General features: G+C 72.6%; 16 protein-coding genes and 2 pseudogenes. 10 read left to right on the forward strand and 8 right to left on the reverse strand.

What is annotated here, in order from left to right:
* Positions 1–80: 80 nt before the first annotated feature.
* Positions 81–1,712: an alpha/beta hydrolase gene (locus tag AC07CM_RS33580; protein ID WP_478880253.1), complete on the forward strand. Its 1,632-nt coding sequence runs from the start codon at positions 81–83 to the stop codon at positions 1,710–1,712.
* Here the strand turns inward: AC07CM_RS33580 and hemQ are convergent.
* Together hemQ and hemG are read right to left on the reverse strand one after the other, a co-directional pair.
* Complete coding sequence (hemQ, locus tag AC07CM_RS33585; RefSeq protein ID WP_478880254.1) at positions 1,709–2,440, reverse strand: hydrogen peroxide-dependent heme synthase; 732 nt, start codon at positions 2,438–2,440, stop codon at positions 1,709–1,711. The two genes, AC07CM_RS33580 and hemQ, sit on opposite strands and share 4 nt — an antisense overlap.
* Before the next feature lie 5 nt (positions 2,441–2,445).
* Complete coding sequence (gene hemG / locus AC07CM_RS33590) at positions 2,446–3,930, reverse strand: protoporphyrinogen oxidase (RefSeq protein ID WP_478880255.1); 1,485 nt, start codon at positions 3,928–3,930, stop codon at positions 2,446–2,448.
* Positions 3,931–4,088: 158 nt separating this feature from the next.
* On the opposite strand from hemG, the gene AC07CM_RS33595 reads away from it, so the two are divergent.
* Both AC07CM_RS33595 and AC07CM_RS33600 read left to right on the forward strand, forming a co-directional pair.
* A complete protein-coding gene (locus AC07CM_RS33595; protein WP_478880256.1) occupies positions 4,089–5,069 on the forward strand; it encodes a DUF4349 domain-containing protein in 981 nt (326 codons plus the stop codon).
* Positions 5,070–5,096: 27 nt separating this feature from the next.
* Positions 5,097–6,497 (forward strand): FAD-dependent oxidoreductase, encoded by a 1,401-nt coding sequence (locus AC07CM_RS33600; RefSeq protein WP_478880257.1) that lies wholly within the window; start codon positions 5,097–5,099, stop codon positions 6,495–6,497.
* 11 nt (positions 6,498–6,508) lie between these two features.
* Here the strand turns inward: AC07CM_RS33600 and AC07CM_RS33605 are convergent, their stop codons facing one another.
* Together AC07CM_RS33605 and AC07CM_RS33610 are read right to left on the reverse strand one after the other, a co-directional pair.
* Positions 6,509–6,688: a hypothetical protein gene (locus tag AC07CM_RS33605; RefSeq protein ID WP_478880258.1), complete on the reverse strand. Its 180-nt coding sequence runs from the start codon at positions 6,686–6,688 to the stop codon at positions 6,509–6,511.
* A 121-nt stretch (positions 6,689–6,809) separates the two neighbouring features.
* Positions 6,810–7,097, reverse strand: a complete 288-nt coding sequence (locus AC07CM_RS33610) for a hypothetical protein (protein ID WP_478880259.1) — start codon at positions 7,095–7,097, stop codon at positions 6,810–6,812.
* 92 nt (positions 7,098–7,189) lie between these two features.
* Between AC07CM_RS33610 and AC07CM_RS33615 the strand changes: the two genes are divergently transcribed.
* On the forward strand, positions 7,190–8,014 hold the full coding sequence (locus AC07CM_RS33615; RefSeq protein WP_478880260.1) for a rhomboid family intramembrane serine protease: 825 nt from the start codon (positions 7,190–7,192) through the stop codon (positions 8,012–8,014).
* Between the two features lie 10 nt (positions 8,015–8,024).
* Here the strand turns inward: AC07CM_RS33615 and hemE are convergent, their stop codons facing one another.
* Positions 8,025–9,092 (reverse strand): uroporphyrinogen decarboxylase, encoded by a 1,068-nt coding sequence (gene hemE, locus AC07CM_RS33620; protein ID WP_478880261.1) that lies wholly within the window; start codon positions 9,090–9,092, stop codon positions 8,025–8,027.
* Between the two features lie 129 nt (positions 9,093–9,221).
* Here hemE and AC07CM_RS33625 point away from each other — a divergent pair, with 129 nt between their 5' ends.
* The 5 genes from AC07CM_RS33625 to AC07CM_RS33645 all read left to right on the forward strand — a co-directional run bounded on the left by AC07CM_RS33625 (position 9,222) and on the right by AC07CM_RS33645 (position 16,335).
* Complete coding sequence (locus AC07CM_RS33625; protein WP_478880262.1) at positions 9,222–9,899, forward strand: DUF3000 domain-containing protein; 678 nt, start codon at positions 9,222–9,224, stop codon at positions 9,897–9,899.
* Positions 9,900–10,181: 282 nt separating this feature from the next.
* Entirely contained in the window at positions 10,182–10,841 is a 660-nt protein-coding gene (locus tag AC07CM_RS33630; protein WP_350833577.1) for a response regulator transcription factor, read from the forward strand.
* A gap of 230 nt (positions 10,842–11,071) precedes the next feature.
* Positions 11,072–12,358: a ribonuclease D gene (locus AC07CM_RS33635; RefSeq protein ID WP_478880263.1), complete on the forward strand. Its 1,287-nt coding sequence runs from the start codon at positions 11,072–11,074 to the stop codon at positions 12,356–12,358.
* Between the two features lie 630 nt (positions 12,359–12,988).
* Complete coding sequence (locus AC07CM_RS33640; protein WP_478880264.1) at positions 12,989–14,209, forward strand: thiolase family protein; 1,221 nt, start codon at positions 12,989–12,991, stop codon at positions 14,207–14,209.
* Positions 14,206–16,335 carry a 3-hydroxyacyl-CoA dehydrogenase NAD-binding domain-containing protein gene (locus AC07CM_RS33645; RefSeq protein ID WP_478880265.1) on the forward strand — a complete coding sequence of 710 codons (2,130 nt, stop codon included), beginning with the start codon at positions 14,206–14,208 and terminating at the stop codon, positions 16,333–16,335. The genes AC07CM_RS33640 and AC07CM_RS33645 overlap by 4 nt, the downstream gene beginning before the upstream one ends.
* Before the next feature lie 60 nt (positions 16,336–16,395).
* Here AC07CM_RS33645 and AC07CM_RS33650 read toward each other — a convergent pair whose 3' ends face one another.
* Both AC07CM_RS33650 and AC07CM_RS33655 read right to left on the reverse strand, forming a co-directional pair.
* Entirely contained in the window at positions 16,396–16,788 is a 393-nt protein-coding gene (locus AC07CM_RS33650; RefSeq protein WP_478880287.1) for a hypothetical protein, read from the reverse strand.
* A 10-nt stretch (positions 16,789–16,798) separates the two neighbouring features.
* Positions 16,799–17,815: pseudogene (locus AC07CM_RS33655) on the reverse strand (PLL family lectin).
* 71 nt (positions 17,816–17,886) lie between these two features.
* Here AC07CM_RS33655 and AC07CM_RS33660 point away from each other — a divergent pair.
* Positions 17,887–18,279, forward strand: coding sequence for a PIN domain-containing protein (locus AC07CM_RS33660; RefSeq protein ID WP_478880266.1), 393 nt, complete (start codon positions 17,887–17,889; stop codon positions 18,277–18,279).
* Positions 18,280–18,433: 154 nt separating this feature from the next.
* On the opposite strand, the pseudogene AC07CM_RS33665 reads toward AC07CM_RS33660, so the two are convergent.
* A pseudogene (locus tag AC07CM_RS33665) lies at positions 18,434–18,778 on the reverse strand (glycosyltransferase); the annotation flags it as partial.

Here is an 18,778-nt window from a genome sequence, read left to right on the forward strand (position 1 = left end):
TCACCGAACGAAACATCCCTTTTGTGATCACCGGGCGATGGCAGCCGTGCCATCGCCTCCGTGCACCGAAGGGATACGCGATGAGAGCTGCCGCCCTGTACTCGGCCGCCGGGTCCTTGCTCGTGACCACCCTGGCCGCGGCCCCGGCGGGCGGCGCCCCCGGGGCGCCCGGCACGGCCGAGTCGCGTGGGGCGGCGGTGGCCGCCGCGCGCGCCGGTGCCGCAGGCGTCGCCTTCGGCAAGTGCCCCGCCGGCATGGACGCGCGCGGCCTGCGGTGCGGCACGGTGAGCGTCCCGCTGGACTACACGCACCCCGACGGCAAGCAGATCAAGCTGACCGTCAGCCGGATGCCGGCCACCCACAAGGACCCGCACAACAGCAAGCGGAAGGTTCCCCGGCAGGGCGCCCTCGTCTACAACCCGGGCGGCCCCGGCTCCTCCGGCATGGCCTTCCCGCTGATCGGCGCGCTGCCCGAGTGGAAGCGGATCGCCGCCGCCTACGACCTGATCGGCTACGCCCCGCGCGGGGTGGACCGCTCGGCGCCGCTGTCGTGCGTGGACCCCAAGCACTTCTTCCGGGCCCCCACCCAGTCGCCGACGCACCCCTCGGAGCAGTACAAGCGGCAGCGCATCGCCGACGCGAAGGCGTACGCGCGCGGCTGTGCCCAGCGATCGGGCAGCAAGCTGCGGTTCTACAACTCCCTCAACAACGCCCGCGACCTGGACGTCCTGCGGGCGGCGCTCGGCGAGGACCGGCTGACCTTCGTGGGGGCCTCGTACGGCACCTACTTCGGCGCGGTCTACGCGACGCTGTTCCCCTCGCACGTGCGACGGATGGTGCTGGACTCGGCGGTGAACCCGGCCCCGGAGAAGATCTGGTACCAGAACAACCTCGACCAGTCGGCCGCGTTCGAGGAGCGCTGGGCGGACTTCCGCGAGTGGATCGCCCGGCACGACGACGTGTACCGGCTCGGCGACACGGCGGCGAAGGTGCAGCGCAGTTACGACACCGTGCGCAGCCGGCTGGCCGCCAGGGCCGCGGGCGGGAAGGTCGGCCCCGGGCAGCTGCAGAACGTGTTCCTCACCGCCGGGTACTACGACGACTACTGGCCGGGCCGGGCCGCCGCGCTGTCGGCCTATCTCAAGGGCGACGCACAGCCGCTGGTCCGGCTGGCCGCGCCGAGCCCGGGGGCGGCAGCCGCGGCCGAGAACGGCAGCGCGGTGTACACGGCCGTCGAGTGCAACGACGCGGCCTGGCCGACGGACTGGAAGATGTGGGACCGCGACAACACGCGGCTGGCGCGCGTGGCGCCCTTCGAGACCTGGGACAACGCGTGGATGAACCTGCCTTGCGCCTACTGGCCGGCGCCCCGGCAGCGGCCGGTGGACGTGCGGACCGGACCCGGTGAGCTGCCGGCGGTGCTGATCCTGGCGGCCGAGCGGGACGCGGCCACGCCGTACGCGGGCGCGCTGGAGATGAACCGGCGGCTGGCCGGCTCGGTGCTGGTGACCGAACGGGACGCGGGCACGCACGGGATCGGGGGTGGCCCGAACCGGTGCGTCAACGCCTACCTGGACGCCTACCTGCTGGAAGGCCGCCTGCCGGGGCGGCGCGCGTCCTGCGCACCGCACCCGGAACCGGCCCCCGAGCCCCCGGCCGCCGGCACCCCGGGAACGTCCCTGAGGGACTCCCTGAAGGGCAAGTCGGCCTAGGCGAGACCCGCGACCAGTTCGGCGACCGACTTGCGGCGGCCGGTGAAGAAGGGGACCTCTTCGCGGACGTGCCTGCGGGCCTCGGAGCCGCGCAGGTGGCGCATGAGGTCGACGATGCGGTACAGCTCGTCGGCCTCGAAGGCCAGCATCCACTCGTAGTCGCCCAGGGAGAACGAGGCGACCGTGTTGGCGCGGACGTCCGGATAGCCGCGGGCCATCTTGCCGTGGTCGGCGAGCATGCGACGGCGGTCCTCGTCGGGCAGCAGGTACCAGTCGTAGGAGCGCACGAACGGGTAGACGCTGACGTAGTTGCGGGGCGTCTCGTCGGCGAGGAACGCCGGGATGTGCGAGCGGTTGAACTCGGCGGGCCGGTGCAGCGCCATGTTCGACCAGACGGGCTCGAGCGCGCGGCCGAGCTTCGTGCGGCGGAAGAGGTTGTACGCCTCCTGGAGCTGGTCGCTGGTCTCGGCGTGCCACCAGATCATGAGGTCGGCGTCGGCGCGCAGGCCGGAGACGTCGTACGTGCCGCGGATCTTCACGTCCTTGGCGGCGAGTTGGTCGAACAGCTCCTGGACCTCGTCGGCGTAACCCGCACGGTCCTCCGGCAGTACGTCCTTCAGCTTGAAGACCGACCACAGCGTGTAGCGGATGACCTCGTTGAGGTCCTTGGCCAGCTTGCCCTTGTTCGGGATCCTGCCGGTCTCGGTGGTGGGGGCGTCGTCACTCATGGTCCCTATTCTCCCGCTCCGCCGTGCAGGCTCTGCACCGGGTTGGCCGTCAGCTCCTCGACACCGCGCAGGTCGCCGTCCAGTTGGTCCACCGCCGCGTACGCGCTCGCGATGCACGCCGGGATACCCACGCCGTCGTACTGCGCGCCGCACACGGCGAGGCCGGGCAGCCCGGCGACGTGCTCGCGGATGCGGGCCACGCGCGCGTGGTGGCCCACCGGGTACTGGGGCAGGCCGTCGGTCCAGCGGGTGACGCGGGTCTCGAGGGGTACGGAGTCCAGGCCGGTGGCCTCGCGCAGGTCGTGCCGGGAGACCTCGACCAGGTCGGCGTCGTCGCGGCCGAGGACCTCCGTCTCGCCGTACCGGCCGACCGAGGTGCGCAGGACGACCACGTCCGGGTCCTCCTCGGCGATCCAGCCCCACTTCTGGGAGGCGAACGTCGAGGCCTTGATGGTCCGCCCGTCGACGGGCGGCACCAGGAACCCGCTTCCCTCGGGCAGGGCGAGGCCGGCCCGGCGGTAGGCGAGGGTGACCAGGGCCATGGAGGCGTACTCGACGGCCGCGAGTTCGCTCGCGGCGGCCGGGGCCTGCGCGCGCAGCAGGCCGGCGGCCACCTGGGCGGGTACGGCGAGGACGAGGGCGTCCGCGTGCAGCACGCGGTCACCGGCCACGACGCGCCACGCCGCCGTCGGCGACCGGTCCGCGGCGCCCGGTTCCGCCGTGCCGTCCCGGCGCAGCTCCCGCACCGGCGTCCCGGTCAGGATCTCGCCCCCGCGCGCCCGCACCGACTCGGCGACCGCGAGCGGGAGCCTGCCGACGCCGCCCTCGATGCCCATGAACACCGGGCCGGTCTGCCGGGCCGCCGCCTTCGCCTGGATCTCGCGGACCGCCTCCGTCAGGGAGTCGTGCGTGAGCGCCGCCTGGAAGAGCTGCGGGACGGCCGAGCGCATCGAGATGCGGTACGCGTCGCCCGCGTACACACCGCCCAGCAGGGGCTCGACGAGCCGGTCGACGACCTCGCGGCCGAGCCGCGCCGCCACGTACTCGCCCACCGCCACGTCGTCGCCGACCTCGGTGCGGGGTAGTTCGGTGTCGCGCTCGATCCGGGCCAGGCCGTCGTCGGACAGGACACCGGCCAGGGCCGCCGCGGTGCCGGGGACGCCCATCACATGGCCCTTGGGCATCGGGCGCAGGGCGCCGCGCGTCCAGATCGAGGCGGTCGCGGTGGCCGGCGGCTGGAGCTGCCCGGCGAGGCCCACCTCGCGCGCGAGGGCCACCGCCTCGGGGCGGCGGGCGAGCATCGACTCGGCGCCCAGGTCCACCCGGACGCCGGCGATCTCGCCCGGCAGCAGCTTGCCGCCGATCCGGTCGGAGGCCTCCAGGACGGTCACGCGCATGCCACGCCCGAGCAGCCGGTGGGCGGCGGCCAGCCCGGCGATACCGGCTCCGACGACGACTGCGTGCCTCGTGCTCGTACCCGTTGCGCTCATGGCCCCACTCTCTCAGACCCCACCGACACCACCGGTCCGGCCCGGTGTCCGGGACGAGTCCGGACCGTGACCGCATCGGAACCGGCGGCCGCCAACGTCCCGGACCGCCCCGGCGTCGAAGGAACGTCATCGGTCACCGTCACCCGGGGGTACCACCCATGCGCACACCGCGCTCCGCACGTTCCGTACGTTCCGCACGATCCGTCCGGGCCCTGACGGGGTTCCTGCTCGCCGCCTCCCTCGCGCTCGCCGGGTGCAGCGGCGCGAACGACTCGAGCGGCGACTCCGCCAAGTCCGCCGCGGAGGGCGCGGCGCAGCGGCAGGCGGACGCCGGCGGCGGCAAGGCGGGCGACACCGGGTCCACCCGCGGGACGCCCGAGCTCACCCCGAGCGCCATCATCCGCACCGCCTCCCTGACCGTCGAGGTCAAGGACGTGCCCAAGGCCCTGGAGGAGGCCCGCACGACCGCCGAGAGCGCGGGCGGCTACGTCGGCAGGGAGAGCACCGGCCGGGACGCCGAGGGCCACGAGCGGACCCGGGTCGTGCTGCGCGTGCCCACCGCGAAGTACGACGAGGTCCTCGCCGACCTGCAGGGCTCGGGCAGGCTGGTCGAGCGCACGGCGAAGGCGGAGGACGTCACCGACCAGGTCGTGGACGTGGACAGCCGGATCAGGTCGCAGCGGGCGAGCGTGGCCCGGATCCGCGAGCTGATGGGCCGGGCGACCAAGCTGAGCGACGTCGTCACCCTGGAAGGGGAGTTGAGCAGCCGGGAGGCGGACCTGGAGGCGCTGCTCGCCCGGCAGGCCTCCCTGAAGGACCGCACCAGCCTCGCCACGATCACCCTGTCGCTGACCGGGACGCCCGTGCACCGGGACGCCGGGGACGACACCCCGGGCTTCGTGGACGCGCTGGCGGGCGGCTGGCACGTGTTCGTCACGATGCTGCGCTGGATCGCCCTGGCCCTGGGCGCGACCCTGCCGTTCGTCGCGCTCGCGGCGCTGCTGGTCCTGGTGTGGCTGCGGGTCGTACGACCGCGTCTGCCGCGCCGCGCGGACCCCGGACCCGCGACGACGGCACTCGGCCCGCTGCCGCAGGCCCGGCCCGCGCCGGACTCCCCGAGCGAGCCCGGACGTAGCTGACAGGGCTTCGGCCCGTAGCGTGTCGGTATGAGCATCAGTGGTGGGCGGAGCGGCAGGGAACGGCTGGTCGTGATCGGTGGCGACGCCGCGGGCATGTCCGCGGCGTCGCAGGCGCGCCGGATGCGGGGGCCGGAGGAACTCGGCATCGTGGCCTTCGAGCGCGGCCACTTCACCTCCTTCTCGGCGTGCGGGATCCCGTACTGGGTCGGCGGTGACGTGCCCGAGCGGGCCCGGCTGATCGCCCGCACGCCCGAGGAGCACCGCGCGCGGGACATCGAGCTGCGGATGCGGACGGAGGTCACGGAGATCGACGTGGCGGGCGGCCGGGTACGCGCGCGTGACGTCGATTCCGGCGCGGAGTCCTGGACGTCGTACGACAAACTCGTCATCGCCACCGGCGCCCGCCCGATCCGACCCGACATGCCGGGCGCGGACGCCCCGGGGGTGCACGGCGTGCAGACCCTGGACGACGGTCAGGCCCTGCTGGACACGCTCGGCCGCACGCGAGGCCGTCGAGCCGTGGTCGTGGGAGCGGGCTACATCGGGGTCGAGATGGCCGAGGCGCTGATCAACCGGGGCTTCGAGGTGACGGTCGTCAACCGCGGCAAGGAGCCCATGTCGACCCTCGATCCGGACATGGGCCGCCTGGTGCACAGGGCCATGGAGGGCCTGGGCATCACCATGGTGGACGACGCCGAGGTCACCAAGCTGCTCACGGGCGGGGACGGCCGGGTCCGCGCGGTGGCCACGGAGGACGCCGAGTTCCCCGCGGACGTCGTCGTCCTCGGCATCGGGGTGCGCCCCGAGACCGGGCTCGTGCGGGCGGCGGGCCTGCCTCTCGGCGCGCACGGCGGTCTGCTCACCGACCTCGCGATGCGGGTGCGCGGGCACGAGAACGTCTGGGCGGGCGGCGACTGCGTCGAGGTGCTGAACCTGGTCTCGGGCCAGGAGCAGTACGTCCCGCTCGGCACCCACGCCAACAAGCACGGCCAGGTCATCGGCACCAACGCGGGCGGCGGTTACGCCACCTTCCCGGGTGTGGTCGGCACGGCGGTCAGCAAGGTCTGCGACCTGGAGATCGCCCGCACCGGCCTGCGCGAGAAGGACGCCCGCCGGGTGGGCCTCCAGTACGAGACCGTCACCATCGAGTCGACCAGCCGCGCCGGCTACTACCCCGGCGCCTCCCCGATGACGGTCAAGATGCTCGCCGAACGCCGTACGGGCCGCCTGCTGGGCGTGCAGATCGTCGGCAGGGAGGGCGCGGGCAAGCGCGTCGACATCGCGGCGGTGGCCCTGACGGCGGGTATGACGGTGGAACAGATGACGTCCCTGGACCTGGGGTACGCCCCGCCCTTCTCACCGGTGTGGGACCCGGTTCTGGTGGCGGCGCGCAAGGCGACGGCGAAGGTACGCGCGGGCGCCGTGTAGGCGACGGCTCGTCACAGGCCCCGCGGGGCCGGCGCCCGGGTGAGGGCCCGGTCCGTCACACGCCGGGCGGTGCTGAGGGCCGTACGGTCGTCGTGGGCCCGCGGGAAGTACGTGATCACCGCGTTTCCGGGGCCGGGGGCGACATGGATGTGCTCGATGCCGTCCCTGGGCGCGGCCGGCGCCTCTGCCACGACTGCTGACCGGGGACCTGGTCGCCGCCTGACCGGCCGCCACCGACCGACGAGCAGCCCCCGTCCGACCGGCCGGACACCCGCCCATCAGCCGCGTCAACAACGCTGCGGGTCAATACACCTAGGCCGTGCCGCTGAGTCGGGGCAGGGACGCCACGGAAGCGCTGGAGGTGACGGCGGCGGCGGGCTGCTCCCCGGCCGGCTTCGCGTGCGCGGCGCCGGGCCGGGCCGACCGCAGCCGGTGACTCACGGCCTCGTCCAGGGTCACGGGCCGCTGCATCTGCGCGGCCAGCCGTCCCGCCTCCTGGCCGAGCCGTGCGACATCCTCCCAGGGAAGCCGTACGACCAGCGAGATCTCCGCCTCTCCGTCGGGCAGGGCATGCATCGGAGGAGTAACTCGTTCGCTCATCGCCTGATCCTCACGTCGGTTGACGTGAGATACGCATGCCCGACCGAAGCCGTTCACCGATTCGCGGGCCGCATCGGGGGCACTACTCCTGTGTGGTCATCCCCGTCCATGACGTGAACCCGGCACGCCGCACCCCCTATGTGACGTACGCGCTCATCGCCGCCAACGTCCTCGTCTTCCTCACCACCCCCGGCACAGCCGGTTCCGTGGCCGGCGGCAGCGACCTCGCGCAGCTGTGTCATCTGCAGGCCTTCATGGACCACTACGCCGCGGTGCCGAGGGAGTTGATCCACCATCAGATGCCGCGGGTCGTCCCGACGGGTGCCGTGGGACTCGGCCCGCACGGGCCGGGCTGTGTGGTGGCGCCGCCGACCTACGACAAGGATCCGGCCCTGTCCGTCTTCACGGCGATGTTCCTGCACGGCGGCTGGCTGCACCTGCTGGGCAACATGCTCTTCCTGCTGATCTTCGGCAACAACGTCGAGGACCGGATGGGCCACATCCGCTACTTCCTCTTCTACGTCATATGCGGCTACGCGGCCGGCTACGGCTTCGCGCTGCTCAACGACGGCTCGGGCGACCCGCTGATCGGCGCGTCCGGGGCCATCGCCGGAGTCCTCGGCGCCTATCTGGTGCTGTATCCGAAGGCGCGGGTCTGGGTCCTCGTCCCGTTCCTGGTCTTCCTGCCGTTGCGGCTGCCCGCCTGGCTGGTGCTGGGCTTCTGGTTCGCGCTCCAGGCCGTGTACTCCTCCGGCCACGGTGTCTCCGGCGCCGGAACGGTGGCCTACACGGCCCATGTGGTCGGCTTCGTGGTGGGGATGCTGCTGGCCTGGCCGCTCAAGCCCGGCACCCCGGCCCCGCCGGAACCGCGCCGCCTGCTGTTCGGCAGGCAGGCACGGCCCCGTCAGGTGTGGTGAACGGATCCGCTCAGCGGGCGCCGTGCGTGTGGACGTACTCCACGAGCCGGGTCAGCGCGTCCGGGTCCGTGTTGGGCAGCACGCCGTGCCCGAGGTTGAACACGTGCCCCTCGAGACCGGCGGCCGCGTCCAGCACCTCGCGGGCCCTGGCCTCGACGGTGTCCTTGTCGGTGAACAGGACGGTCGGGTCGATGTTGCCCTGGAGCGCCTTGCCCGGGCCGACGCGGCGCACGGCCTCGTCCAGCGGGACGCGCCAGTCGACGCCGACGACGTCCGCGCCGGCCTCGCCCATGAGCCGCAACAGCTCACCGGTACCGACGCCGAAGTGGATGCGCGGAACGCCGTACCCCGCGACGGCCTCGAAGACCTTCGCCGAGGCGGGCATCACGGACTTCCGATAGTCGGCCGGGGCCAGCGCGCCGACCCAGGAGTCGAAGAGCTGGACGGCGGAGGCGCCCGCCTCGATCTGGACCTTCAGGAAGGCGGCCGTGATGTCGGCGAGGCGGTCGAGCAGGTCGGCCCACAGCTCGGGGTCGCCGTACATCATCGCCTTGGCGTTCTCGTAGGTACGGGACGGACCGCCCTCGACCAGGTAGCTCGCGAGGGTGAACGGCGCGCCCGCGAAACCGATCAGCGGGGTGGCACCCAGCTCGCCGGTGAGCAGGCCGATCGCCTCGGTGATGTAGGGGACGTCCTCGGGGGTGAGGTCGCGCAGCCGGGCGAGGTCGGCGCGGGTGCGGATCGGCTGCTCGACGACCGGGCCGACGCCGGGCTTGATGTCGAGGTCGAGGCCGATGGCCTTGAGCGGGACGACGATGTCGCTGAAGTAGATCGCCGCGTCCACGTTGTGGCGCCGCACCGGTTGCAGGGTGATCTCGGTGACCAGCTCGGGCCGCATGCAGGACTCGAGCATGGGGATGCCCTCGCGCACCTTGCGGTACTCCGGCAGCGATCGGCCGGCCTGGCGCATGAACCACACGGGCGTGTGCGGCACGGGCTCGCGCCTGCACGCCCTGAGGAAGGCGCTGTCGTACGTCGCTGTCGGCTGCTTGCCCGAAGGGGTGTCGTTCGCGGTCACGGGGCAAGTCTCGCACGACGCCGGACGGCAGAAGTCGACCCGTCCGGCGGTGGTATTCGGACAGCACGGCGACACCGGAGCGGGGTGTCTAGCAGAGCACGGAGCACCGCTTCCCCTTACCCTTCCCGCATGGCTGCGGCTCAGGGACGAATGTCGGACGGCGCTGACGGAACGGACGACGCGAAGGACACCGGGGAGGCGGACCGGCACTCCGGTGCCTCGGGTCCGCCGGCGTTCCGTGCCGCGGTCGAAGCCCTGCGCGCCGGCCGGCTGCGGCCGCAGGTCGAGGTGGAACCCACGCCCGCCCCGCGGCGGCTGGCGCCGTTCGCGTACGCGCTGGAGGCCGTGGTGGTCGACGGCGACCAGGACCTGGCCGACGGGCGGCTGGTGCTGTTGCACGACCCGGCCGGGCACGACGCCTGGCACGGCACCTTCCGGCTGGTGACGCTGGTGCGCGCGGAGCTGGAGCCGGAGATGGCGGCCGATCCGCTGCTGCCGGAGGTGTGCTGGTCGTGGCTGACCGGCGCGCTGCAGGCGCGCGGGCTGTCGTACGGGGAGCCGAGCGGCACCGTCACGCGGGCGAGCTCGCACTACTTCGGCGGCCTGGCGGAACGCCCGTCCGCCTCGCAGATCGAGATCCGTGCCTCTTGGACGCCCCGCGAGGGCCTCGGCGGAGTGCCCGACACCGCGGCTCACCTGGCCTCCTGGTGCGATCTGCTGGCCCAGGTCGGCGGGCTGCCCCCGGCCGGTCCGGGCGACGCCTCGGTGGTGACCCTGCCGCAGCGCAGGGGTCCACAGTCCCGGTGACACGGTCCCGGATCGTTCCGGCGTAATCCTCCTGGACGGCCTATTGACCATCTCTTTGTCGATACGGCCACTTTCCGTACTCGAATGGCATCAGCTCGAACCGACTCGATCTTCGGATGATCGATCGCGTGTCCGAATTGCACGGATTGTTACTCACTAGATCGTGATCATTCTCTAAAGGCGGACGCGTTTGCTGCCGAAGACGACTGTGACCTTGAAAGCACGGTTCGTCCCGGCTTCTTCCCCACAAGCCGGCCCCGTCCCCCCACCCCAGGAGGCCTGGTGTCCGTTCTCCTCGAGCAGCCCGCAAGCCTGGTCGCCTACCGCCCGAACAAGCCGACCGCCATGGTGGTCGTGGCCGACCCGCGCGTCCGCTCCACCGTCACCCGCCATCTGTGGGCGCTCGGTGTGCGCGACGTCATCGAGGCCTCGTCCGTCGCGGAGGCTCGTCCCCGCATCGGCAACCCCCGCGACATCTGCGTCGCCGACGTCCACCTCCCCGACGGCTCCGGCCTGACCCTGCTGTCCGAGACCCGCGCCGCCGGCTGGCCCAACGGCCTGGCGCTCTCCGCCGCCGACGACATCGGCGCGGTCCGCAACGCCCTGGCGGGCGGAGTCAAGGGCTACGTCGTCACCGGTACCCGGACGAACATCGGGCTCCCCGCCCGGCCCGGCGCGACTCCCCTCGGGGCCGCCGCCCGGATGCACCGCCGCCCCCCGGGTGCCCCGAGCCACCCGGGCGGCTACCGGGAGCTGTCCGGACGCGAGGTCGAGGTGCTGCGACTGGTCGCGGAGGGCCAGTCGAACAAGGCGATCGGCGTCTCGATGGGCCTGTCCGCCCTGACCGTCAAGAGCCACCTCGCCCGCATCGCGCGCAAGCTCGGCACGGGCGACCGGGCCGGCATGGTGGCCGTGGCCCTGCGCACCGGAATCATCCACTGACCCCCTTGAACCCACTGACCCTCTTGAGCCCACTGACTCCGCCCCCCACTGATCCCATCCCCTGATTCCACTGCTGCCCCAGATCCCCTCCGCCGTCCCGCCCGGCGGACGAGCCGGTTCACTCATGTGAAGCGGAAGTTTCACCGCCCTGACTGGTTTACGACCCCCCGGTGCCCGTCGACGGAACGTTCCGTCGACGGGCGCTGTCCACACACGGATACCCTTGACAGGTGACCGACGCCCAAGAGACCGCAGCAGACAGTTCCCTGCGCACCCCCGGAGGCACCCCTCCGGACGACGCCGGATCTTCTGTGACGGGGGCGCCGACTCCACTTCTCGAACCCCGCGAGGGCATTCCGCCCGTGATCGCGGACCAGGCCACCCTCGCCGAGGTGATCTCCGCCTTCACCGCCGGCTCGGGCCCCGTCGCCGTCGACGCCGAGCGCGCCTCCGGCTACCGCTACGGCCAGCGCGCCTACCTGGTGCAGCTGCGCCGTGAGGGCGCCGGCACCGCGCTGATCGACCCCGTCGCCTGCCCCGACCTCTCCCTCCTCGGTCAGGCGCTGTCCGGCGTCGAGTGGGATCTGCACGCCGCCACCCAGGACCTGCCCTGTCTGCGCGAGATAGGCATGGTGCCGACCCAGCTGTTCGACACCGAGCTGGCCGGCCGGCTCGCCGGCTTCCCCCGGGTCGGCCTCGGCGCCATGGTCGAGGGCGTCCTCGGCTTCGTCCTGGAGAAGGGGCACTCCGCCGTCGACTGGTCCACCCGGCCGCTGCCCGTGCCGTGGCTGCGCTACGCCGCCCTGGATGTGGAACTCCTCGTCGACCTGCGGGACGCCCTGGAGAAGGAGCTGGACCGGCAGGGCAAGCTGGAGTGGGCGCAACAGGAGTTCGACGCGATCGCGTCCGCGCCGCCCGCCGAGCCCCGCAAGGATCCGTGGCGCCGTACGTCCGGCATGCACAAGGTGCGGCGGCGCCGGCAGCTGGCCGTCGTACGGGAGCTGTGGCAGACCCGGGACCGCATCGCGCAGCGCCGGGACATCTCGCCGGGCAAGGTGCTGAGCGACGCGGCGATCGTGGAGGCGGCGCTCGCCCTGCCGTCCAACGTGCACGCGCTGTCCGCGCTCAACGGGTTCGGGCACCGGACGGGGCGGCGCCAGCTGGAGCAGTGGCAGGCGGCCGTCGACCGGGCCAAGGCCCTCCCTGACACCTCACTGCCGCAGCCGGGACAGCCGGTCGCCGGACCCCCGCCGCCCCGCGCCTGGGCCGACAAGGACCCCGCGGCCGCGGCTCGGCTGTCCGCGGCGCGGGCCGGGGTGTCCGCCCTGGCCGAGCGGCTCAACACCCCCCAGGAGAACCTGGTCTCCCCGGACACCGTGCGGCGGATCTGCTGGGAACCGCCGACCGCCGACGCGCCGGCCGTCGAGGCCGCGCTCGCGGGCTACGGCGCCCGCGCGTGGCAGGTCGAGCTGGTGACGCCGGTACTGGTGGCAGCCCTCTCGGCGAAGAGCGCCTAGCAAGGGCCTTTCCTTCGGATCTGGCCGGCTCGGAGCGGCGGCGCCTTGTGTCCGTCCCGAGCGGGGTCCGGTGCGTGCAGCTGCAAGGCGGAGGAGTGCGTCAACGCGATGGGGGTGCCCCGCGCGAGCGAAAACCGAGCGTGGATGAGGGTGCCCCCGCGAGCGAAAACTGAGCGTGGGGGAGTCGGCGAGTGACGACAACGCGGCAGATGCTCGTGCCAGGCCCCGCGTGCCCGGCAAGATCCGAAAGAGAGGCCCTGGCGGCGCCCCTGTCGGCGCAGCACAGCCCCGCCCCCCCTTCGGGGCGCGCTTCCCTGGTCGCTCCTCGCGTGAACCCGCTGCGGACAGAGCCCGCAGCGGGCACCTCGCGGACCCGGAAGCGGAACATCGACGTCGAGATCACGCCAAGATCCTGCGAGCGCGGGCAGGGCAGCGGTCCACGTATCGCCCGGGCCGGCAGGCCGACGCCCGTGCCGACTTCGGGAGAGGCGACGGCGACTCCGCCGGTGTGACGTTCGCCGCTCCAGCCGGCAGGACTGTGCAGCTACGTTACTCATAAGTAGCATGGGCCCTGAGCGCGCGCTCAGCGCAACGCAGCAGTGCCATCCCGCACCCTGGAGGAGAGCCATCGTGCCTCGTACCGTCAGGGACGTCGTCTTCGTCGACGGCGTCCGCACCCCGTTCGGCAAGGCGGGCCCGAAGGGCATCTACCACGAGACCCGCGCCGACGACCTCGTCGTGAAGGCGATCCGGGAGCTGCTGCGCCGCAACCCCGGTCTGGACCCGAAGAAGATCGACGAGGTCGCCATCGCCGCGACCACGCAGATCGGCGACCAGGGCCTGACCCTCGGCCGCACGGCCGGCATCCTCGCGGGCCTGCCGCAGTCCGTCCCCGGTTACTCGATCGACCGCATGTGCGCCGGCGCCCTGACCGCCGTGACGGCCACCGCCGGTTCGATCGCCTTCGGCGCCTACGACGCCGTCATCGCCGGTGGCGTGGAGCACATGGGCCGCCACCCGATGGGCGAGGGCGTGGACCCGAACCCGCGGTTCGTCAGCGAGAAGCTGGTCGACGAGTCCGCCCTGTTCATGGGCATGACCGCGGAGAACCTGCACGACCGCTACCCGCACATCACCAAGCTGCGCGCCGACGAGTACGCGGTGCGCTCGCAGGAGAAGGCCGCCAAGGCGTACGCCAACGGCAAGATCCAGCAGGACCTGGTGCCGATCTCGGTGCGCCGCACCAGCGCCGACGCCGGCGAGACGGGCTGGGGCCTGGTCACGGCCGACGAGCCGATGCGCCCGGGCACGACCCTGGAGAACCTGCAGGGCCTCAAGACGCCGTTCCGCGTGCACGGCCGGGTCACCGCCGGCAACGCGGCCGGTCTGAACGACGGCGCCACCGCCTCGATCATCGCGAGCGAGGACTTCGCCCGCGAGAACAACCTGCCGGTCAAGATGCGCCTGGTCTCCTACGCCTTCGTGGGCGTCGAGCCGGAGGTCATGGGCTACGGCCCGATCCCGGCCACGGAGAAGGCCCTCGCCAAGGCGGGTCTGTCCATCTCCGACATCGGCCTGTTCGAGATCAACGAGGCCTTCGCCATCCAGGTCCTGGCCTTCCTCGACCACTACGGCATCGCGGACGACGACGCGCGCGTCAACCAGTACGGCGGCGCGATCGCCTTCGGTCACCCGCTGGCCTCCTCCGGCGTCCGTCTGATGACGCAGCTGGCCCGCCAGTTCGAGGAACAGCCGGAGGTCCGCTACGGCCTCACCACCATGTGCGTCGGCTTCGGCATGGGCGCGACGGTCATCTGGGAGAACCCGCACTTCGACGGAGGCGACAAGTGAGCACCACCGCTGAACTCCTGAAGGGCGCGGCCGAGCTGTTCCCGGACGAGGTCGTCACGCAGGCGCACGTACGCCACTTCGACCTGCCGTTCGGTGCCGGGCGCTTCGCCCTGATCACGCTGGACAACGGCCTGGACCACACCAAGCCGACCACCTTCGGCCCGCAGTCGCTCGCGAACCTCAACACCGCGATCGACCAGGTCGAGAAGGAGGCCGCGGACGGCGAGATCGTCGGCGCCGGCATCACCGGCAAGCCGTTCATCTTCGCGGTCGGCGCCGACCTCAAGGGCGTCGAGCTGCTGAAGCAGCACGAGCACGCGCTGGCCATCGGCAAGGGCGGCCATGAGGTCTTCAAGCGCCTGTCGACGCTGGCGGTCCCGACCTTCGCCTACTACAACGGCGCGGCGATGGGCGGCGGCGTCGAGGTCGGCCTGCACTGCACCTACCGGACCGTCTCCAAGGCGATCCCGGCGTTCTCGCTGCCCGAGGTCTTCCTCGGCCTGGTCCCCGGCTGGGGCGGCTGCGCCCTGCTGCCGAACCTGATCGGCGCCGACAAGGCCGTCTCGGTCATCATCGAGAACTCCCTGAACCAGAACAAGCAGCTCAAGGGCAAGCAGGTCCACGAGCTCGGGATCGCCGACGCCATCTTCGAGGGCGCCGACTTCCTGGAGCAGTCGCTGCTCTGGACCGCCCAGGTGCTCAAGGGCGACATCGAGGTCGAGCGCCCGGTCATCGACCGCGGCGAGGCCTGGGACCAGGCCGTCGCCAAGGGCCGCTTCATCGCGGACTCCAAGGTGCACGGGGCCGCTCCGGCCGCCTACCGCGCCCTCGACATCATCGCGGCCGCCAAGAACGGCGACCTGCAGCAGGGTTACGACGCCGAGGACCAGGCACTCGCCGACCTGATCATGGGCGGCGAACTCCGCGCGGGCATCTACGCGTTCAACCTCGTGCAGAAGCGCGGCAAGCGCCCCGCCGGCGCCCCGGACAAGAACCTGGCCCGCCCGGTCACCAAGGTCGGTGTCGTCGGCGCCGGTCTGATGGCCAGCCAGCTCGCCCTGCTCTTCCTGCGCCGCCTCGAGGTGCCGGTCGTGCTGACCGACATCGACCAGGAGCGCGTCGACAAGGGTGTGGGCTACGTCCACGCCGAGATCGACAAGCTGCTCGGCAAGGGCCGGATCAACCAGGACAAGGCCAACCGCCTCAAGGCGCTGGTCACCGGTGTCCTGGACAAGGCCGAGGGCTTCTCCGACGCGGACTTCGTCATCGAGGCCGTCTTCGAGGAGATCGGCGTCAAGCAGCAGGTGTTCGCGGAGGTCGAGGCGGTCGCCCCTGCGCACGCGATCCTCGCCACCAACACCTCCTCCCTCTCCGTGACGGAGATGGCGTCGAAGCTGAAGAACCCCGAGCGGGTCGTGGGCTTCCACTTCTTCAACCCGGTCGCGATCCTCCCGCTGCTGGAGATCGTCCGCGGTGAGAAGACCGACGACGCCTCGCTGGCCACGGCCTTCGCCGTCGCCAAGAAGCTGAAGAAGACCGCGGTCCTCACCAAGGACGCCCCGGCGTTCGTCGTGAACCGCATCCTGACCCGCTTCATGGGCGAGATCCAGAACGTCATCGACGAGGGCACCCCGGTCGAGGTCGCCGAGAAGGCGATCGAGCCGCTCGGCCTGCCGATGTCCCCGCTGGTGCTGCTGGAGCTGGTCGGCCCGGCGATCGGCCTGCACGTCTCGGAGACCCTCAACCGGGCCTTCCCGGACCGCTTCACGGTCTCCCCGAACCTCGCGGCCGTCGTCAAGGCGGGCAAGCGCGGCTTCTACGTCTACGACAGCGGCAAGCCGGAGCTGGACCCGGAGGTCGCCGCGCTGCTGAAGCAGGGCGACGTCGTGCTGACCGAGGAGCAGGTGCGGGCGCGGGTGCTCGACGCGGTGGCCCAGGAGATCGGCCTGATGCTCGAGGAGGGCGTCGTCGCCGAGGCCCAGGACATCGACCTCTGCCTGATCACGGGCGCCGGCTGGCCCTTCCACCTGGGCGGCATCACGCCGTACCTGGACCGCGAGGGTGTCTCGGAGCGCGTGAACGGCAAGAAGTTCCTGGCTCCGGGCGTGGCGAGCGTCCCGGCGTAACCCGTTCCGTACGGTCGTACGACGCCCGGCGCACCGAGTGGTGCGCCGGGCGTCGGCGTCTCAGGGAGCGGACGGACGGGCGTCCTCGACATGGACGACGCGCAGTTCCCTGCCGTCCCGGTCGCGCTTGGACCGCCCGTGGATCCCGACGGCCAGGTGCGAGGGGTCCTCGGACTCCTCGAGCGCGACGAAGGTGACGACGTCCGGGTGATGGCCCGTCACCAGCCAGCCCTCGCCGCTCTTGAGTTCGAGCACGCGGAAGTCGCCCGCCGGGCCGCCCACGCTCACGGGGCCGAACTCGCGCAGGATCTCGGTGGCCAGCTCGGCCGGGCGTCCCTCGGGCTCCTCCAGCACCACACAGGTTCCGTGCTCGAAGAGCACCCAGGACTTCCCTGAGCCGCTGAGGAGGCGCCGCCATGCGTCGATGAGTGTCTCGGTGTCCACGGCGGTCATCATCGCGCACTCAGACCTGCAGCCACGCCTCCAGGGCCAACCCGGGCTCGTCCTTGCGGCGGGTCAGGAGGAGTTAGCCGGTCGAGGGTGACAGCGTTGCCGCGACCACCCGGTCGTCCTCGTCCGTCGTCAGGGACACCGTCGCGTCCACCGGCAGCCGCGGGCCCGACTCCGCCCACCACGCGCCCGCCGACTCCAGCTCGGTGGGGTAGGCGGCGAAGGCGACGCGGCCGCCCGCCGAACGCTGGGCCAGCAATGTGCAGTCGTGCCCGTCGAGTTCGCAGCGGACCGCCGCGACCGGCCCCGTGCCCGCCGCGGGGAGGAGGGTGGCGGGCTTGGTACCGGGGCGCCAGGCGCACAGGTCGCCCGCCTGGTCGGTGTAGAAGAGGGTCGTGCGGTCCGGGGACGTGGCCAGTGCCCGCAGGGTGCCGGGGCGGACCCCGGTCTCCAGGGCCTCATGGAGGACCGGTTCGGCGCCGGGCTCCTCCTGACGCCAGTGCAGGACGGCCCCAGGGGCCGCCGCGTAGAGCTCGACCCTGCCGGACTCCCCCGTCACCGCCGCGAGGCCGTCGCGCACCTCGTGGCCCTTCAGGTCCCGCCAGGGCTCCCAGCCGCCCTTCTCCTTCTGCGCGAGCAGGCTCACCCCGCCGCCCTTGTCGGTCACGAAGACATGGGCGCGGCCCTGTGCGTCGACGGCGACGGCGGGCGTGCCGGTGCGGTCGCCCTTCTTGTTCGGGTGGCCGACCGGGTTCCAGTCCAGCGCCGCGAGGTGGGGGCGGAAGTGGGTGGAGTGCACCAGCCCGGACTCGCCCTTCGTCGTGGGCCGCCAGGAGACGAGGTGCGCATAGCCGTCGGCGCCCTGCCCGACGGCGAGTACGGGGTGGAGCCGCTGGTCACCGCCCACCTTGTGCGGGTCCGTCCAGGGGCCGCCCGGCCCGCGCTCGGCCCGGCACAGGACGGCGTCGCCCGACTGCTGGTAGACACTGAGCCGGCCGTCGCGGCCGCGTAGGAGCCAGTCGCCGTTCACCGGTTCACTCTAAGCCGCCGCCGAACACCGCCGGGTCCCGCCCCGTCGGGGTGGCGTGGGACCCTGAGCCCATGAACGCCCCCTTCGGCTCCCCGGACGCGGACGGCCCTCTGCTCGTGATCGTCGACGGCGCGAACGTCGTGGGGTCCCGGCCCGACGGCTGGTGGCGGGACCGCAGGGCGGCCGCCGAACGGCTGCGGGACCGGCTGGCCCGCGAGGGCCTGCCGGGCCGGGACGACGCCGTGGAGATCGTGCTCGTCGTGGAGGGCGCCGCCCGTGGGGTGGAGTCCGTGCCGGGGGTGCGGGTGGAGGCGGCGCCCGGCAGCGGCGACGACCGGATCGTGGAGCTGGCCGCGGCGAACGCCGGCCGTCCCCGCCTGGTCGTCACGGCCGACCGCGAACTGCGGCGCCGTGTGGGCGACCTGGGGGCGGAGGTCACCGGGCCACGCACGCTCCTCGGCTGACCGCGGGGCCACCAACCCGTCTTCCGGATCTGGCCGGGGACGCGGGGCGGCCGGCAGGCGCCGTGGCCCGGGGCCGGCCCGATCCGGAAGACAGGCTCAAGGCGGCGAACGCCGTGAAACGCCGCCCACCCGCCGACTCCCCTTCCGCCGCAGCTCATTCACGCGGAGTCCGGGCGTACAGCACCGCCCCGTCCACCCTGCCCACCTCCTCGTACCCGGCGTCGAGCAGCCTGCGCAGGCTCGGGACGCGGGCGGGGGCGTACGGCTTGCCCTGGGAGTCGTCCACGACCAGGGCGGGCGCGTGGGCGGCCATCTCGGCCCGGAAGACCGGCCAGGCGCCCTCGACCGCGTACTTCTCGCCGACCTGCGGGCCGTCGCGGCCCCCGCTGTAGTTGGTGAGCAGACCCGCCGTCAGGTACCGGGGGGGGGGGGGGGGGGGGGGGAAGAGGGACGGCCTCGGGGGCGAGGTCCACCCGAAAAACCAGGGAGGGGAGGGTGT

Source organism: Streptomyces sp. NPDC044061, assembly GCF_056434305.1.

Bases quoted from the DNA above. Each gene is read 5' to 3' on its own strand.
- AC07CM_RS33580 (WP_478880253.1), top strand. From the start codon at position 81: ATGAGAGCTGCCGCCCTGTACTCGGCCGCCGGGTCCTTGCTCGTGACC.
- hemQ (WP_478880254.1), bottom strand. From the start codon at position 2,440: ATGAGTGACGACGCCCCCACCACCGAGACCGGCAGGATCCCGAACAAG.
- hemG (WP_478880255.1), bottom strand. From the start codon at position 3,930: ATGAGCGCAACGGGTACGAGCACGAGGCACGCAGTCGTCGTCGGAGCC.
- AC07CM_RS33595 (WP_478880256.1), top strand. From the start codon at position 4,089: ATGCGCACACCGCGCTCCGCACGTTCCGTACGTTCCGCACGATCCGTC.
- AC07CM_RS33600 (WP_478880257.1), top strand. From the start codon at position 5,097: ATGAGCATCAGTGGTGGGCGGAGCGGCAGGGAACGGCTGGTCGTGATC.
- AC07CM_RS33610 (WP_478880259.1), bottom strand. From the start codon at position 7,097: ATGAGCGAACGAGTTACTCCTCCGATGCATGCCCTGCCCGACGGAGAG.
- AC07CM_RS33625 (WP_478880262.1), top strand. From the start codon at position 9,222: ATGGCTGCGGCTCAGGGACGAATGTCGGACGGCGCTGACGGAACGGAC.
- AC07CM_RS33650 (WP_478880287.1), bottom strand. From the start codon at position 16,788: ATGACCGCCGTGGACACCGAGACACTCATCGACGCATGGCGGCGCCTC.
- AC07CM_RS33660 (WP_478880266.1), top strand. From the start codon at position 17,887: ATGAACGCCCCCTTCGGCTCCCCGGACGCGGACGGCCCTCTGCTCGTG.